Genomic DNA, 265 nt, shown 5'->3' with positions numbered 1-265 from the left:
GCCGCTCAGCGCCGTCGTGTTCTGCGCAGGCGTGCCGTCACCGTTGGTGTCGTTGGTCTTGACACCGCCCGTCACCGTGGCGTTGTCTTCGGTGATGCCCACCGTGTCGTTGACCGCTGCCGGCAGATCGTCGGTACCCGTGATGGTGATCGTCAGCGTCGCCGTCGAAGTGTCACCGTCCTTGTCCGTCAGGCGGTAGGTATAGGTTTCCTGCAGCGTCTCTCCAGGAGCGAGCTGCTGCACCGTGGTGTTGGCGTTGTCCAGT

The 265-nt window shown here is 63.8% G+C and carries 1 protein-coding gene; it reads right to left on the bottom strand.

Annotated elements, in window-relative coordinates; all coding sequences use genetic code 11:
- On the bottom strand, positions 1-265 hold a 265-nt coding region (locus ACLIJ1_RS23355; protein WP_411367977.1), incomplete at both ends, for a VCBS domain-containing protein.

It is taken from the genome of Hydrogenophaga sp. RWCD_12 (assembly GCF_046604225.1).
Taxonomy (GTDB): Bacteria; Pseudomonadota; Gammaproteobacteria; order Burkholderiales; family Burkholderiaceae_C; genus Hydrogenophaga.
The sequence above is the reverse complement of the archived record's forward strand: the minus strand, read 5'-3'. Positions and strand labels throughout refer to the sequence as shown.